Source organism: Ruegeria sp. ABD4_443 (assembly GCF_056160865.1).
On record NZ_JBSWYA010000008.1, the window covers coordinates 1 to 13,230 of the forward strand.

Annotated in this window: 17 protein-coding genes; 7 read left to right on the plus strand and 10 right to left on the minus strand. The window is 60.0% G+C overall.

Going from position 1 to position 13,230, the window contains the following annotated elements:
* Window positions 1-121: 121 nt before the first annotated feature.
* Both ACXAG8_RS14765 and ACXAG8_RS14770 read right to left on the minus strand, forming a co-directional pair.
* Complete coding sequence (locus tag ACXAG8_RS14765; protein ID WP_475227472.1) at window positions 122-910, minus strand: SseB family protein; 789 nt, start codon at window positions 908-910, stop codon at window positions 122-124.
* Window positions 903-1,490, minus strand: a complete 588-nt coding sequence (locus tag ACXAG8_RS14770; RefSeq protein WP_475227475.1) for a uracil-DNA glycosylase family protein — start codon at window positions 1,488-1,490, stop codon at window positions 903-905. The genes ACXAG8_RS14765 and ACXAG8_RS14770 overlap by 8 nt, the downstream gene beginning before the upstream one ends.
* 187 nt (window positions 1,491-1,677) lie before the next feature.
* On the opposite strand from ACXAG8_RS14770, the gene ACXAG8_RS14775 reads away from it, so the two are divergent.
* Genes ACXAG8_RS14775 through ACXAG8_RS14790 form a run of 4 tightly spaced genes read left to right on the plus strand, consistent with a single transcriptional unit; the run spans window position 1,678 to window position 6,264 of the window.
* Window positions 1,678-2,337, plus strand: coding sequence for an ABC transporter ATP-binding protein (locus tag ACXAG8_RS14775; RefSeq protein WP_475227478.1), 660 nt, complete (start codon window positions 1,678-1,680; stop codon window positions 2,335-2,337).
* Window positions 2,315-3,913 (plus strand): KpsE/RkpR family capsule polysaccharide export protein, encoded by a 1,599-nt coding sequence (locus tag ACXAG8_RS14780; protein ID WP_475227481.1) that lies wholly within the window; start codon window positions 2,315-2,317, stop codon window positions 3,911-3,913. Before ACXAG8_RS14775 ends, ACXAG8_RS14780 begins: the two co-directional genes overlap by 23 nt.
* Window positions 3,914-3,918: 5 nt before the next feature.
* Window positions 3,919-4,752, plus strand: coding sequence for a 3-deoxy-8-phosphooctulonate synthase (kdsA, locus tag ACXAG8_RS14785; RefSeq protein WP_475227484.1), 834 nt, complete (start codon window positions 3,919-3,921; stop codon window positions 4,750-4,752).
* A gap of 15 nt (window positions 4,753-4,767) precedes the next feature.
* On the plus strand, window positions 4,768-6,264 hold the full coding sequence (locus ACXAG8_RS14790) for a phosphomannomutase/phosphoglucomutase (RefSeq protein WP_475227490.1): 1,497 nt from the start codon (window positions 4,768-4,770) through the stop codon (window positions 6,262-6,264).
* Window positions 6,265-6,307: 43 nt separating this feature from the next.
* Here the strand turns inward: ACXAG8_RS14790 and ACXAG8_RS14795 are convergent, their stop codons facing one another.
* On the minus strand, window positions 6,308-8,308 hold the full coding sequence (locus ACXAG8_RS14795) for an AsmA family protein (protein WP_475227496.1): 2,001 nt from the start codon (window positions 8,306-8,308) through the stop codon (window positions 6,308-6,310).
* Window positions 8,309-8,406: 98 nt separating this feature from the next.
* Between ACXAG8_RS14795 and rimO the strand changes: the two genes are divergently transcribed.
* Window positions 8,407-9,804 (plus strand): 30S ribosomal protein S12 methylthiotransferase RimO, encoded by a 1,398-nt coding sequence (gene rimO / locus ACXAG8_RS14800; RefSeq protein WP_475227501.1) that lies wholly within the window; start codon window positions 8,407-8,409, stop codon window positions 9,802-9,804.
* Window positions 9,805-9,898: 94 nt separating this feature from the next.
* On the opposite strand, the gene ACXAG8_RS14805 is transcribed toward rimO, so the two are convergent.
* Complete coding sequence (locus ACXAG8_RS14805; protein ID WP_475227504.1) at window positions 9,899-10,087, minus strand: hypothetical protein; 189 nt, start codon at window positions 10,085-10,087, stop codon at window positions 9,899-9,901.
* Between the two features lie 225 nt (window positions 10,088-10,312).
* Here ACXAG8_RS14805 and ACXAG8_RS14810 point away from each other — a divergent pair, with 225 nt between their 5' ends.
* On the plus strand, window positions 10,313-10,555 hold the full coding sequence (locus ACXAG8_RS14810) for a CDGSH iron-sulfur domain-containing protein (RefSeq protein ID WP_475227508.1): 243 nt from the start codon (window positions 10,313-10,315) through the stop codon (window positions 10,553-10,555).
* A gap of 5 nt (window positions 10,556-10,560) precedes the next feature.
* Here the strand turns inward: ACXAG8_RS14810 and ACXAG8_RS14815 are convergent, their stop codons facing one another.
* The 5 genes from ACXAG8_RS14815 to ACXAG8_RS14835 form a co-directional block, all read right to left on the minus strand.
* Window positions 10,561-10,926, minus strand: coding sequence for a DUF6455 family protein (locus ACXAG8_RS14815; RefSeq protein ID WP_475228215.1), 366 nt, complete (start codon window positions 10,924-10,926; stop codon window positions 10,561-10,563).
* Window positions 10,818-11,087 (minus strand): DUF6455 family protein, encoded by a 270-nt coding sequence (locus ACXAG8_RS14820; RefSeq protein ID WP_475227512.1) that lies wholly within the window; start codon window positions 11,085-11,087, stop codon window positions 10,818-10,820. Before ACXAG8_RS14820 ends, ACXAG8_RS14815 begins: the two co-directional genes overlap by 109 nt.
* Before the next feature lie 14 nt (window positions 11,088-11,101).
* Complete coding sequence (locus ACXAG8_RS14825; protein ID WP_475227518.1) at window positions 11,102-11,353, minus strand: DUF6455 family protein; 252 nt, start codon at window positions 11,351-11,353, stop codon at window positions 11,102-11,104.
* Between the two features lie 71 nt (window positions 11,354-11,424).
* Window positions 11,425-11,793, minus strand: a complete 369-nt coding sequence (locus ACXAG8_RS14830) for a YigZ family protein (RefSeq protein ID WP_475227525.1) — start codon at window positions 11,791-11,793, stop codon at window positions 11,425-11,427.
* Window positions 11,790-12,500, minus strand: a complete 711-nt coding sequence (locus tag ACXAG8_RS14835; RefSeq protein WP_475227533.1) for a M48 family metallopeptidase — start codon at window positions 12,498-12,500, stop codon at window positions 11,790-11,792. The genes ACXAG8_RS14830 and ACXAG8_RS14835 overlap by 4 nt, the downstream gene beginning before the upstream one ends.
* A 120-nt stretch (window positions 12,501-12,620) precedes the next feature.
* Here ACXAG8_RS14835 and ACXAG8_RS14840 point away from each other — a divergent pair, with 120 nt between their 5' ends.
* Window positions 12,621-12,866, plus strand: a complete 246-nt coding sequence (locus ACXAG8_RS14840) for a hypothetical protein (RefSeq protein ID WP_475227540.1) — start codon at window positions 12,621-12,623, stop codon at window positions 12,864-12,866.
* On the opposite strand, the gene ACXAG8_RS14845 is transcribed toward ACXAG8_RS14840, so the two are convergent.
* Window positions 12,854-13,129 carry a DUF167 domain-containing protein gene (locus tag ACXAG8_RS14845; protein ID WP_475227548.1) on the minus strand — a complete coding sequence of 92 codons (276 nt, stop codon included), beginning with the start codon at window positions 13,127-13,129 and terminating at the stop codon, window positions 12,854-12,856. The genes ACXAG8_RS14840 and ACXAG8_RS14845 overlap by 13 nt on opposite strands.
* Window positions 13,130-13,230 lie beyond the last annotated feature (101 nt).

A 13,230-nucleotide genomic window follows, 5' to 3' on the forward strand; every position in this document is an offset into this window, starting at 1 on the left:
AAAGAAAAAAGGAGGGGTTTGAAACCCCCAAAACAGGGAGAGGGAAAACCTGGGGGGGGGGGGCTCCCTCTTTCGCTCTCTTTTTTTTGCTCCCCCCCCGACAGCGGCACCGAACCGACGTCTATTTCAGCTTTGGCGGTTTGTTTGGGTCCGATCCCGGTATCGGCAGGGGTTCTGCCCTGACTTCCGGTTGCGGGATGTCAAATCGCAGCGCCACGCGCGCAAGCGCCGCTGCCGCGCCGTCGGTTGCGTCAAAAAACCCGACATCCAGGGCACCGGCCTCGATCCCAGAAAAGGTAAGCGCCTCGGATACGGCCTTGGCCAGCGCCGGTTCGGCGCCCTCAACGGCACCCACGAAACCCAAAAGGTGCCCCTGCCCGCCCGCGGCGGTTTTCGTTCCGGCAAGATAGGCGTTTTGCGCCAGGCCCACGGCGGTTGCCAGCTTGGCATCCAGCGCCTTCAGCAGGGTTTCGGGCAACCCTTTGGGGGCGCTGAACTCGGACAGGGCTTGCTGCACCTCTTCGGGCCCGTGCTGCAACGTTTCGCTGAGCCATCCCAGCGCCTCGGAAGGGATCAGCATGGATGACGGGGCCGCATCCAGGTTCAGCCCCAAACCGATACCCTGGCCCGACAGTATCGCCGACAGAACCCGCCCCGACAGGGCCACATAAGGAACCGGCTGGCCTGCGAACCGGGCCAGACGTTCCTCTAGGTCGAATGCCAATACGAAACGGCCATCGGCCACGTCGAACAGTTCGGGCGAGATATTTTCGCCCCGCGCCTCTTCGGTCAGCATCAGGAACAGTTCAGCATCGGCCAGCCGTTCAAAGAACCGCAAACGCGCGGCGTCGTCCTGGGGGGCGGCTTGCATTTCGGAATGGGCCGCATCCAATGCCGTGGTTTCAGTCATTCATCACCTCTTTCACCCGGGCGCGCAGAACCGGCAGCAGATCTGCCTCGAACCACGGGTTCTTTTTCAACCATGCCGTATTGCGCCAGGACGGATGAGGCAAGGCAAAGACCCGCGGCGCATGGTCCCGCCACGACCGCACGGTTTCGGTGACGCCTGCTTTTGCACCCAGGTGATAGCTGTGGGCGTGCCCGCCAACCAGAACGGTCAGGGGGACATCGCCCAGTTCTTTCATCACCTGGTCATGCCAGGTTTGTCGGCAGATCTTTGGCGGCGGCAAGTCCGCATTGCGGGAATCGTAGCCGGGAAAGCAAAACGCCATGGGAACAATCGACACGCGGTCCCGGTCATAGAATTCATTTGCGTTCAGGCCCAGCCAGTCACGAAGCCGGTCACCGGAGGGGTCCGTGAACGGTTTGCCCGAGGCATGGACCCTTGCGCCGGGGGCCTGCCCCGCGATCAGCAAACGGGCGCCGCTCCGAAACCACACGACCGGGCGGGGTTCATGCGCGGTCGCGGTTTGTGCGAAGCTTTCCGTGCAGATCCGGCATGCGCGGATCTGGTGCACCAGTGCGCTCATCCTAGACCACCATTCCTTTTGGCCCACGCCACCTGTGCCCGATCACAAATCGCGCAGGCGTGCCCGGGTCGCATTGATCATTTGTTTCACATTTCGACATAATGTAGCCAACATAGACGCATATCCGATGCGCTGTTTCGCGGTAGCGGCTGCGCGCCACCCAATTGGGACGATCAACAGGCCCTGTATGCTTGAGTTTGACAATGTCAGTAAATCCTTCTGGACGGGATCTCGCCGAAAGGTGATCCTGGACCGGGTTTCGTTCCGGGTCGAGCTGGGAAAATCCCTTGGCGTTCTTGCACCGAACGGCACCGGGAAAACCACCCTTATCAATATGATGGCGGGCCTGGAAAAACCCGACGAAGGGGTGATCCGACGTGCGTGCCGCGTTTCGTTTCCGATGGGCTTTACCGGCGGCGTGTCGAAACGGTTGTCAGCGTTGGAAAACGCACGATACGTCGCCAATATCTATGGGATGGACCCCGATTACGTCGAAGCATATTGTAGCTGGCTGTGCGGATTGGGCGAATATTTCAATCAGCCGCTTGCCACCTATTCTGCGGGGATGCGCGCAAGGTTTACATTTTCATTGATGCTGGCGCTGGATTTCGACATGTACCTGATCGACGAGGGGATGCCCTCGACGACGGATGTCGAATTCAACAAAAAGGCGGGCGCGATCCTGCAGGAACGGCTGCGGACGACAACACTGGTGATCGTGTCCCACAATCCCAAGGTGCTGGAAAAATTCGCGCGGCAGGCTGCCGTTCTTGTCGATGGGCAGCTACATATGTTTGAATCCTTGGAAGAGGCAAAGCAGCTATATGACTACCAGACCCAAGGCTAAGAAATACAATCCCGGACGTGCGCCCCGGGCCGAAGGCACGCCCGAGGCGCGGTCAGACGCGATCTCGCGTATTCGCGAGGCGACACAGAGCTCTGGGCCAGAACAACCGTCGACCGATGCCGCGCCACAGCCGGGAACCGAGCTGGACGCCATCAAGCGCGAAGGCCTGACGGGGCGACAGTTGCGCATCGCGCGGCGGCTGGCGCAAAAACACGGGCTGGCGGCAACGTCCGACTATGATGCCGTGCGCCTGCTGCGCAAAAAGGGGGTCGACCCGTTCCAACGCGCCAATTTGTTAGAGGCCGCGACCCCGCCCACGCCCGACAAGACAAACACTGAGTCTGCAAAAGACACGATCACGGTCCACTTGCCGCAAACCGTGAAGGAAACTCCGCAAAACCTGCCCGGCCCGGAACTGAGCCCGGCCCAGCGCCGTGAATATGAAATCGGGCAGATCCAGAAAGACATCGCCCGCCGCCGCCGGCGCAAGCTGATTACCCTGTTTGCGCGACTGACCGCCTTTGTACTGCTGCCGACGCTGATCGTGGGTTTGTATTTCTACAGGTTCGCGACGCCAATGTATGCCAGCGATTCCGAATTCCTGATCCTTCAGGCCGATGGCGGGCCCGGCAGCATTGGCGGGCTGCTGGCTGGCACGCAATTCGCGACCACGCAGGACTCGATCTCTGTCCAGTCGTTCCTTGAATCAAAAGAGGCACTGCTGCTTTTGGACCGTGACGCGGGTTTCGCCGAGGTGTTTCAGCAGGACTGGATTGACCCGATACAGCGGTTGGCCGCAGATTCAACGCTTGAAGATGCGTATAAAGTGTATCAGCGCATGGTCACCATCGGCTATGACCCGACCGAAGGTGTCATCCGGATGGAAGTCGCAGCCCCGGACCCGGAAACCTCGACCCTTTTTTCGGAAAAGCTGATCTCTTACGCCGAGGACAGGGTAAATGCGCTGTCCGAGAAAAAGCGTGCAGACCAGATGCGCGACGCGCTGCAAAGCTTTGAAACCGCGCAGGGCGCACGAAAGCAGGCGCAGGAAGATCTGATCGAACTGCAGTTGCAGGGCGCGGTTCTGGACCCGCAAAGCGTCATTGCCAGCCTGCGGGCGCGCATAGATCAATTCGAGTATGAATTGCAGGACAAGAAACTGGAACTTGCCGCGCTGCTGGACAACCTGCGCCCCAACCAGGCCAAGGTCGACGGGGTTCAGGGCGACATCACCCGGCTTGAGGCCGTTCTGGACGAGTTGAACGCCGAGATGGTGGATGTCTCGGCAGGCGAAAACTCGCTGGCCCGGCTGAGCGTGCGCATTCAGATGGCGCAGGCCGACCTGGCCGCGCGGGACATGATGTTGCAAACCGCCATGCAGCACATGGAAACAACACGAACCGAAGCGAACCGCCAGGTTCGGTATCTGACGGTCTCGGTCAACCCGGTTCCCAGCCAGGAGGCGAGCTATCCGCGCAAGTTCGAAAATACGATTTTGGCTTTCCTGTTGTTTGCTGGTATCTACCTGATGATCTCGCTTACCGCGTCGGTCCTTCGTGAACAGGTATCCTCGTAAAACTCATGAAACATGTACAAATCTCCGACCTGACCGTCGGCAACGACCTTCCGCTGACCATCATTGCAGGCCCGTGCCAGCTTGAAACTGCCGATCATGCCCAGATGATCGCGGGCGCCATGAAAGAAGCCTGCGATGCCGCAGGCGCGCAGTATGTTTTCAAGGCCTCATATGACAAGGCGAACCGCACGTCTCTGTCCGGCAAGCGCGGTCTTGGAATTGATGCGGGGCTGAAGGTTCTGGACGACATTCGCAATACCATGGGCATCCCGGTTCTGACCGATGTTCACACCGAGGCGCAATGCGCGGTCGCGGCCGAGGCCGTGGACATCCTGCAAATCCCGGCCTTCCTGTGCCGTCAGACGGATATGTTGCTGGCTGCGGGGCGGACCGGAAAGGCCGTGAACGTGAAAAAGGGGCAATTCCTGGCCCCGTGGGAAATGACCAACATCGTGGACAAGGTCGAAAGCACCGGCAACACGAATATCCTTTTGACCGAGCGCGGAACATCCTTTGGGTACAATACGCTGGTTGCCGATATGCGGTCTTTTCCGCAAATGGCCAAGACCGGGTACCCGGTCGTCATGGATGCGACCCACTCGGTCCAGCAACCCGGTGGCAAGGGCGGTTCGTCCGGTGGCCAGCGGGAATTCGCACCGGTCATGGCGCGCGCCGCCGTGTCGCTGGGTATTGGTGCCGTTTTCATCGAAACACACCAGGACCCCGACAATGCCCCCTCGGACGGCCCGAACATGATTTACCTGGACCAGATGCCTCAGCTTGTCGACACATTGATGCGTTTTGACGCGTTGGCCAAAGAAAACCCCATTCAGATTTAACGATTGAGATCAGCAATGCCCAAACCCCTTGCCGAGGTGACCCCAAACACCTGGAACTTTCTGCGCGACCCGATGATCAAGCCGACAGGTTTTCGCGAATATGATGCGCGTTGGAAATACCCTGACGACATCAATCTTCCGGGTATGACGGCGCTGGGGCTGGGATTGGGCACCCAGATGCACCGCCGGGGGATTGCCCCGGTCATCGCTGTGGCCAATGACTATCGTGATTATTCCCTGTCGATCAAAAATGCGCTGATCGTCGGTCTTATGCAGGCGGGCATCCAGGTCAAAGATATCGGCCCAGCGCTCAGCCCGATGGCCTATTTCGCGCAGTTCCATCTGGATGTCCCGGCGGTGGCGATGGTCACGGCAAGCCACAATCCCAACGGCTGGACCGGGGTCAAGATGGGGTTTGACCGGCCCCTGACCCATGGGCCTGACGAGATGTCCGAACTGCGCGACATCGTTCTGAACGGCGACGGCCAGCCCCGCGCAGGCGGGTCTTACGAATTCGTCGACGGCGTGAAAGACGCCTATATCGACGATATCGTCGGCGATTTCAGGATGTCGCGCCCGCTCAAGGTCGTCTGCGCCACCGGGAACGGCACGGCCTCGGCCTTTGCGCCCGAAATTTTCGAACGGATCGGCGTTGAGGTTGTGCATAGCCATACGCGGCTGGACTATACCTTTCCCAATTACAATCCGAACCCCGAAGCCATGGAAATGCTGCATGACATGGCCGACACCGTAAAATCCAGCGGCGCTGATCTTGCGCTGGGCTTTGACGGAGATGGCGATCGCTGCGGCGTGGTGGACGACGAAGGCGAAGAGATTTTTGCCGACAAGGTCGGCGTCATCATGGCGCGCGACCTGGCCAAGCTGCATCCGGGCGCGACCTTTGTGGCGGATGTGAAATCGACAGGCCTGTTCGCCAGCGACCCCGAGTTGCTGGCGCATGGTGTCACGGCAGATTACTGGAAAACCGGCCACAGCCACATGAAACGGCGGGTCAAGGAAATCGGTGCGCTGGCGGGGTTCGAAAAATCCGGTCACTACTTTCTGGCCGAACCCGTGGGGCGCGGGTATGACTGCGGAATGCGCGTCGCGGTTGAAATTTGCAAGCTGATGGACCGCAACCCGGACAAATCCATGTCAGACCTGCGCAAGGCCTTGCCCAGAACATGGTCCACCCCGACGATGTCGCCCTATGCCGCCGATACCGAGAAATACGATATCTTGGATCGGCTGGTCGAGAAACTGGTTGCACGCGCCAAAGCCAACGAGCCCCTGGCCGGGCGCGCAATCAAAGAGGTCGTAACCGTAAACGGGGCCCGCGTCATACTGGACAACGGCAGCTGGGGCCTGGTGCGCGCGTCTTCGAACACACCGAACCTGGTGGTGGTTTGCGAAAGCAGCCACAGCGAGGAAGAAATGCGCGCGATTTTCGCAGAAATCGATGCGGTTATCCGAACCGAACCAGGTGTCGGGGATTACGATCAGACGATCTGACCTGTAAAGAATGGCGGGGCGGTTGCATGGCAGCCGCCGTGCCTCAATCCCCTCCGAACAACTTTAAAAGCCCCTTCTTGGCCTCGTCTTCCAGCTTGTCCTTCAACGCATCTTCCACTTGTTCGGACTCGGTTACCGTGGTGCCCAGCTTTTCGCCCACCTTGTCCAACACTTTTTTCTTGGCGTCGTCTTCCAGTGCTTTCACCTTTTCGTCCGCGGCCGCCTCGATGACTTTGGTCAGGTCCGGCTTGATCGACGGATCACTCCAGGGGCCGTGAATACGAACCGGAACCGACACACCCGTTTCCGAATTTGCCCGCACAACCGCCGGTGTGAACACATAGTCGATATCACGCGCGCCCAGCCCAACGCGCCCCTTTCCGTCGGCCCGGAAATTGGTCAGCAGCATCAACAAATCGTTGTTTCTTAGGTTGCCCTTGTCGATCAAAAAGCTGGCCGTCAGGCTGTTGAAAACGGTTGTCCCGCCAGAGCCGCTTCCGCGTCCCATGAGGCGATCAAGGTCAAAGCCCGAAATCACCCCTTTGCCGACATCGATCCGTCCTTTTCCGCTCAAGGACCGCATGATCTGGTTTTCATTCTGCCCGACGCCCAGAAACTCCAGCGACCCCGAGGCGGTTCCCGACAGCCGTTCGATGCCGCCCAATGTCGTCAACGCCTGCCTGAGGTCGATCCCCTTGGCTGTAAGATTTCCGCCGACGGACAAACCATTGCGGTTGTTGGCGACAACCTGGCCGTTCACCTGACCAGAAAACAAGGTGGCCGGCTGCATCTTGAGGACCGCGCGCGACCGGTCCAGCGTCAGGGTCAGGTCGCTTTGACCAAAGGTCATACCGGGCACCGCAATCGATTTCGCCCGCAGCCGCAGCGACCCGTTGGCAAGGCCCAGCGCGGATGCATCAATAGGCGCTTTGGACCAGCCGCTTTTGCCGCCCTTGGCCGCCTTGTTGCCCTTGGCCGCCCCTTCGCCCTTTTGCGCCGGTGCGGATTTGGCCGTTTGGGACACCCGCGTCAGGTCCAAGTCACCTGCGTTCAGCCGTGCCGTGACCTGTGGGGGATTGGCGATCAGGATATCTGCCTCTCCTTGGAAACGGTTGCTGTCCAGCGCGGCGGTCATGTCGCGCAAGGCAATGCGCCCGTCGCGAGTATAGGTCATATGCCCGGAAATATCGGCAACCCGCCCCAGGCCCAGCGGCACCGAAACGCCGCCCTGGCCGAATGCCGCCAGCATCGTGTCGGTGCTGTCAGTGCGAACCTCGGTCGTGCCATCCATTTCACCGGCGATATTCACCCGGCCGTCAAAGCCGATGCTTCCGCCGGGGGCCTGCAGGCGCAGTTTCAGCCCCGTCGCCGCGCCAGAGGCATAGGCAGGCAGGTCCGGGATCGTCAAGTCCACGGCGACTGCGCCGCCGGGAACCGGCATCTGCGCCTGCATCTGCATGGGGGCCGAAATATCGGGCCAGCTGGCCTTGAGGTCGACACTGGCAAAATCCATCCGGGTTTCACCGTTTTCCACATAAACAAGCCGCGCGTGCGTCAACTCAAGGCGATCCAGCGTGACCGCGCTGTTGTCTTCGGCGGGCTTGGCGCCACCTCCGCCAGTGGCCCCCGCGTTACCCGCCGCATCCGCGGATGCGGTGGCGCCTGCGGACAATTCCCAATTGCCGCGCCCTTCAGACAGCTCCAGCCTGAGAACCGGGTTCTCTGCCAGAACCCGCCGGATACGGATATCACCGTCCAGCAAGGCGGCGGCATCGACACCGACAGCAAGGCTCTGCGCGCTCAGCATGGGTTCCGGTCCCGCCCACGGCGCGTTGCCAAAGGTGACCGGACCGGTTTCCAGCCCAAGAACCGGCCAGAAGGACAGCCGCACATCCCCCGAAAGGGTCAGCGCGCGACCAGTTTGCGCGCGGACCTGCTCGGCCAGGATTGCGCCAAGTTTGTCGCCGGGCATCAGCAGCACCGCGCCAATGACCAGCCCGATGACGGCAACCAGTATGAATAGAATTCGGATCAGCCACTTCATGCCTTGCCTCCTGCCGTTCCGGCTTGTCTGCTCTGTCTTCAGTTCGCCCAGAGAGCATCGTATTTGCAAGGGGAAGCTTTCCCCACTATATGCCGCGCATGAGCACGAACCCGCCTGACCTTCGCCCTGATCTGGCCCCTGCCGCCCGGATCACTGACACACCCCGTTCGAACCAGCCGACCATCGGTATGGTTTCCCTGGGCTGCCCAAAGGCGCTGGTGGATAGCGAACGTATCCTGACACGGCTGCGCGCCGAAGGGTACGGGATTTCGCCCGACTATTCAGGGGCTGATGCCGTCATCGTGAATACCTGCGGGTTCCTGGACAGCGCCAAGGCCGAATCCCTGGATGCCATCGGTGAGGCGCTTGTGGAAAACGGCCGGGTTATCGTGACCGGATGTCTGGGGGCCGAACCGGATTACATCCGCGAACATCACCCAAAGATCATGGCCGTCACCGGCCCGCATCAATACGAACAGGTTCTGGATGCGGTCCATACCGCAGTGCCACCCGACCCCGACCCCTTTGTCGATCTGTTGCCCGCCAGCAGCGTGCAGTTGACGCCGCGCCACTATAGCTATCTCAAGATTTCCGAGGGCTGCAACCACAAGTGCCGGTTCTGCATCATCCCCGACATGCGCGGCAAACTGGCCAGCCGGCCTGCCCATGCTGTCCTGCGCGAAGCCGAAAAGCTGGTCGACAACGGGGTAAAAGAGCTGCTGGTCATCTCGCAGGATACGTCGGCCTATGGGCTGGACCGAAAATACGACGTGAACCCGTGGAAGGATCGCGATGTCCGCAGCCACATTACCGATCTGGCGCGCGAGCTTGGCCGGATGGACGCCTGGGTTCGCCTGCATTACGTCTATCCCTACCCGCATGTGCGCGAGCTGATCCCCTTGATGGCAGACGCGGGATGCAACGTTCTTCCGTATCTGGACATCCCCTTTCAACATGCGCATCCCGACGTTCTGAAACGTATGGCCCGCCCCGCTGCCGCCGCCCGAACGCTGGATGAAATTGCCGCGTGGCGCCAAACCTGCCCCGACATAACCCTTCGGTCGACTTTTATCGTTGGGTATCCCGGCGAAACCGAGGCCGAGTTCCAGGTGCTTCTGGACTGGCTGGACGAAGCGCAACTGGATCGCGTGGGGTGTTTCCAATACGAAAACGTGGATGGCGCGCGATCAAATGACCTGCCCGATCACGTTCCGGCCGAAGTCAAACAGGACCGCTGGGAACGTTTCATGGAAAAGGCCCAGGCGATCTCAGAGGCGAAACTGGCCGCCAAGGTCGGGCGCCGCATTGACGTGATCGTAGACGAGGTTGACGGCGATGCCGCGACCTGCCGGACCAAGTCCGATGCTCCTGAAATCGACGGCAACCTGTTTATCGACGAAGGGTTCGAGGATTTGAAACCCGGTGACATCGTAAGCGTCGACGTGGACGAGGCCGGGGAATACGACCTTTGGGGAACCCTGAGCGCCGGGCGCTGAGGCATCTTTCAGGACCAAAAAAACCGCCCCACGGGCGGCCTGGTACTTTTCGAAAGGGTGCAGGCGGCCCGAAATTGGACCGCCCGCGAAGTGCTTATTGTGCGACCGGGTTACATACGGTCTGGCCTGCTTCGGTGGTGGCCAGTTCATAGCCGACCGAGCAGCTCGGGGTGCCGTATTTGTCATAGTCGGGCTGGACGTAGACCGGGGTCGGTTCTTCCTGCTGCGAGCATGCAGTCAGGACCAGGGCGAATGCGCCAACAGCAGCGAATTTCAGTTTCATGTCCATCAATCCTCTATTACTTTTCTGATATTGCCCAGTTTTTCGGGGCCTCTGACAGAATAGGCCGTACATTCCTTTCTGGCAACAGACTCAATCACATCGTCGTGATTTGAGGCGAAACCACGCTGGAACAGCGGTTCATGCCGGATGCACGGCCAAAGCTTTGGCATCACGCCGCGTCAGGCTATGCTTGGGGCGCGACACAGCCAAAGACGGAGCAGCCAGATGTCAGAAAATGCCAAGATTGCCCAAAAAGGCCCGTATCCGGTCGACGTCACCGAAGGCAAAACCTATTTCTGGTGCGCCTGCGGACGATCAAAGCGACAACCGTTTTGCGACGGATCCCACAAGGAAACAGGGTTCGAGCCGGTGAAATTTTTGGCGGACAGCAGCAAAAAGGTCTATTTTTGTGGCTGCAAACAAAGCGCGACAGCCCCGATATGCGATGGAACGCATTCCCGGCTGTAAGAGCGTTATGTCAGATTGTTCAGAATCGCCGCGTTGGCGCAGAACTCGGGCGCGGCCGTTGCCCGGGATTGTTGCATCGCCAACCAAAAGGCGCATTTCTCACTGCAATCGGCGCCGCGACAACGGGTGACCAACTCGGCATATTCATTGGCAGAAAGCTGCCCCTCGGCCATTGCCTCGGTCAGGGAAAGCCCCATGCACCGGGCCACAGACCGCGTTAGCCAAAAGTGCTTTTCAATATCACCCAAAGACGTCGATGGCATCAGTTCACCTGTGATTGCTTGTCCCTGAGCCGCGCGAATCGCGCGCGATTCGGGCAGTTCCTGGGCGCGGTTGCACTGGTCTCGTGCTGTTCCAGCCAGCGCGGGCATGCCTTTGCCCAGGCGCATCCCCTGCAGGATTGAACCATGCCGGCCCATTCCTGATGGCTCAGATCACCTGAATGCCGCGCCCTGACCAGATCGGTTCCGGTCACCCGGCCCATTTGCAGGACCAATCGAAAATGGGTCATCAAATGTCCAAGCGGTGTCATGGCAGGCCCTTCGGTCAGGAGATCAATTTGCGAAGCAGGGTCCGGTTTCTGCAGTATTCCGGTGTTCGGCGGGCATCGGCCGCGTTTTGCAACGAGGCCTGGCAATGCGCAGGGTTTGCGCACCCCGTGCAACGCAGTACTGCGTCGGTAAGGTCGTCGATGGTAAGCTGACCGCCGATGGCCGCTTCTTCCAGATCAACCCCAAGCGACGCCGCCATGTCATCTACCAGACCGGCGTGAAGCTTTAATGTCTCGCGTGTGGGCATGACATTCCCTTTCCTGTTCGCGCTATGGAAATAGAGGTACCCCAACACGCAGGAATTGCCCTTGATTCAGGTCAAGCCTGGGTTTCCAGCGCATCCAGGTAGGCACGCGTCGCATCCTGCACCCTGCGGAAGCGGTCCCCGCCCAACTTTTTGCCACCATACCAGCGGGTCACGATGATCAGGTGGTTTTCGACCTCGGCCCGCTGCATCATGCGCAGGATGACCAGCCCAGCGCCCGTTTCGCCGTCATCGGCCTTGAGAGCGCCCGAAGGCAATATGGCAGCCCAGGTGTTATGCGTCGCGCGGGCATAGGTCTTGTCTGTTTTCAGGTCCTTCAGCACCGCATCCACCTGCGCGCGCGTGGCCACATGCGCCCCCGAAACAGCGTATTTTGACCCCCTATCCGTCAGGATCACGCCAAGGCGTGCAATCTTGGTCATTGCGTCAAACCCAGTTTGGCCGCGGTTTCCAGGACCACCTGCACCCGCCGTGCATTTGGCGGGTGCGACGCAAGAAACCGATCACCGGGATCGGGGATGCGCTTGAAAAACTCCATCCCGACCAGTGGGTTGTACCCTGCTTGATAGGTTATGACCGTGCCCAGCCGGTCGGCCTCCAATTCAAAATCCCTGACATAGGTTTGGACGCCGACCTCGGCACCCAGTTGCTGGGCCTGTTCGATCTCTTCTGCGTTGGCACCCGTATCACGGGCCAGATCGCCAAAAATCCTGGCGCTTTCCTTGGCATTTTCCGCCTGCCGGTCGATATGCCCAAGAACGTGATGCGCCGCTTCGTGCCCCATGACAAAGGCCATTTCGTCGCCGTTATCGGCGGCCAGGATCATGGACTGCGTGAAAATGATGAATGGGCGGTCGGAATCGTCCAGCGTTTGAAATGCATTGGTGGGGGCGTTCCGGTCCAGATCGACCAGAATACCAAAGGTACAGTTCGGCCTGTTGGTTTGCCTGCGGCATTCGGTGCTGGCGGCCGCGCCGACACGGCGGCTGACCTCTTGGAACGTTCGCGCCGTGTCCTGCAGGGTCGGGTTTGCAGGCGACCATTCCTCGGCGGGCACGAACCGCTGACTTTCCGAGCCCAGGGCGCAGGCAGACAGAAGCGGTGCCAGCAGCAAGACGAAGCAACGCATTCGATGACCTTTCCACATACCCTGCCGGACCAACAGCTTAGCGCGGCAAGACCATGCTGACCACACCCCTATGGTCACCTGCGGGTTGCAATGCACAGACTGGCCCGGCACTGTGCCCATATGTTTACGATTGAGCATGAATTCGACTCGACGGTTATCACTCTGGTGGACGAGGGCCCCAAGCCTTTGCAAGAGGATATCGTCATAAACAGCTTTGCCGAATGCGTAACGCTCGAACAGCTGGACCCCAGAACCGAGCAGGTTCAGAAAATAACCCTTTCTCCGGAACAGGTGCGCGATCTGGCTGCTGCGCTTGACCTGCCGGAAGGTGTTTACCAGATTCGTGAGACACCTCAGGGGTCATAGACAAACCGCTTTTGGCGTCCGCTCTGCCCCTGTTTCAGAACAAGTGATGACACAGGCACCCCCATGGCCCGCGCAAGCAGGGCCCGCACGGCCTTGTTCGCCTTGCCAGCTTCGGGGGCGGTGGTGACATAGATGCGAACCGTCCCGTCCGCGGTTTCGACCCGGTCCCGTGCCGCCCCCGGCGTCACCCGAACGTCGATCCCGGTTCCGGGCCGGGCGAACGCGGACAGGTCGGGCAAGTCGCGCAGTTTTGGTTTGGCCATTGTCCCTCCGGAATTGGCGGCGATGGCAATCATATTATGGCAGCGCCGGGCAGAGCCAAGAGTTTCCGATTTAGCCCTTGAAACACATGGCCTTCTGACCG